At 47.2% G+C, this 2,547-nt stretch carries 1 protein-coding gene; it reads right to left on the bottom strand.

Annotation, left to right across the window (positions count from 1 at the left end; translation table 11 throughout):
* Positions 1-2,547: hypothetical protein (locus ACW4YW_RS15580; RefSeq protein WP_457138400.1), on the bottom strand; the 2,547-nt coding region annotated here is incomplete at both ends.

Below are 2,547 nucleotides of genomic sequence, written 5' to 3' on the forward strand. Positions count from 1 at the left end.
TGCGTACGTCGACCTCGATGTCGTACCCGACACCGTTAACAAAGACGCCAAGCGCACTCGTTGGGAGGGTGAAGCTGCCAACGCCGAAGCCGCCGGGCACAAAGGAGGAGGATGGGATTTCGCTCCAGCCGCTGCCACTGCCCTTAACGCGGTAGCGTAGCGCAACACTCGCAGCTGTACTGCCTTGGCCGATGAGTTGTAACCCGTTAACAAACGATGTAACTGCCAAAGATGCTTCAAGTGGTTTTGTGTAATTGAGTTGTCCTAATTGTTGGTTGAGTATTTCACCATTGCTATTCAAGGCTAGAATGCTAACTTCATAATTTTGCAAAGGTAAATTGGAAAAATTAAATGTGTAATATCCAGGTATGGCATTACCATTAGTAGCAAGTAGTGAAATTGCATTTAGCACAGAATAAGTTTCACTGGAACCAAGTTTTCTGTATTGCAATTGGATTTGCTGCGTATTTATAGGTAAATTAGTAATAATAGTCCGTGGATTTTTATTGGTAACCCACTCGCCAGGAGCAGATATTGAGCCATCAATAACAAGTATCTCTCCGATACCATCGATCATTTTAAATATTCTAATCGTAGCAGAAACTGGCACCCCATAAGGTAACCTCGGGTGCCCCTCGCGTACTCTATAACTAGAATTAAAAGAGGTAGTTGCAGTAATGGGACTTCCATTATAAGCATAGCTTATAGGAGTGTTGTTATTTCCCCATTGGACTTCTACTCGAATATGACCATTGCCATAAACAGATGTATCAGGAAGATTTGAAACAGTAATCGATTGCTGCATAACACCAAAATACACATCATATTCATAATAGCCATTTGGTCCATCTTCATCTTCCCAAGATTTTCCAGTTTCGGTAAATTTTACTGTATGAGATCCACCAACACTCATCCGATCCAGCTTAGTTTGCAATCCGGAACTGGCTAAGGAAGGTGTTCCTCCTATGCTGACAACTGACCCACCGGCCTCACCCATTAAGATAGGAGTTTGAGGCGAGGCAATAGGCGCGCTCGGGTTGCTTGTATTGAATGTGCCACCTTGAGCATTCAGTATTTCTCCTGAATGATTGAGCGCTAAATATTGGTACTCATACTCATCTGCAGGAATGCTGTTCCAATCAAAAGCGAACATTCCTGGCATTGCGGTACCAGACGCATTTATCATCTGAGGAACGGGTGTCGTGGTAAAAGCAACATTACTACCCACAGGCCGATAAGATAAAAGGACTTGAGATGTGGTTGAAGGTTGTCCAGTGATATAAAGCTTCTTAGGAATAGAAATACTTCCCCCTCCTGATCCTGCGTACTTTAATACTCCAGACCATGCTGTTTCTCCTAAAACCACATCTCCCAATGGAGTGCTTTGTACCAAAGTCAGTTGATATGAAAGTAAAATTTTCACATCAGAGAAATTCCCAATATATATCCAGTTTTCAGTCTTACTGGTCTCTCCTTGGGGGATAACCACCTCTGCATAAGTTGTTTTAGTGTGTCCATTCGTTGCAGTAACAGAAATTTTAAGACGAGTAGTTCCTTCCAGTCCGAATGATGATGGAATTGTGATTGTCGGATGTAAATAGTAAGGTTTAGCTCCCCCATCCCCACGGTCCCATCCAATACTCCAAGAAGCATTACCTCCAGTAATCCCGAAACTGCCTGCGGTAATCGGATTCGTATTCGCACCATTGTTTGCCGTGACGGATCCCTCACTTGGCGCCCTGATGACCGTAGACTGCCCATCTGCATTGGTCTCAATCACCGCCGTCGCACTTCTGCCATCCATACTCGGCTGAATGGTGTTGGTAAGCTGATTGCGCTCATCGAATAGGCTATAGCTCCAGAACGTCTTTTGTTGGTCCGTATTGACGTGATGCTTGATCTGGTCGAACGTCAAGCTCCGCATATCTAAGGTGCCATTGATCGCGAGCGTGGCATTGCCTTGCTTATCATGTAGGTAGACCTTGGTCACCCCATCGCCTGAGTTACTCTTCCACACCCGACCCGCCTGATCATACTGCGCAAACTCCTGCCAGCCGCTTGAGGGGTCATGGGGGTTGGTGGTGACTGGCGCCGTGCCCACATAACTGCGCTTGCCCGTGATCTCCCCAAAGCCGTTGTAGCGGATCTCCGAGACCAGCTTGCTCACCGTGCTGTTGGTGGCGTTATTCTGCGTCTTTACCTCCGTCCTCACCTGACGGTTGCGGCTGTCATACTGGATCACCGTGATGTCGTCCCAGCTCGCATTGCCAGCATCCAGCCGGTTCTTCAAGGTGGAGCGCGTCACATTGCCATTGGCATCATAGCCATACTCGGTCCTGCCCCCTGAAGCGCCATTCGTGGCCGTCCACACCGCATCCTTTTCAGTGACTAGCCAACCATTTTTGTTGTATTCATAGAGTGTAATGTGGTCATCGGTCTCGATATTGTCGTTCTTGCCGCGCACGATCTCACGCACGATGTTATTGAGCCCGTCGTATTCCAGATCGGTCCGCGGGTTGACGTAGGTGTTCTGGTAGTCCACAAACC

This window comes from Methylobacillus pratensis (genome assembly GCF_054072455.1).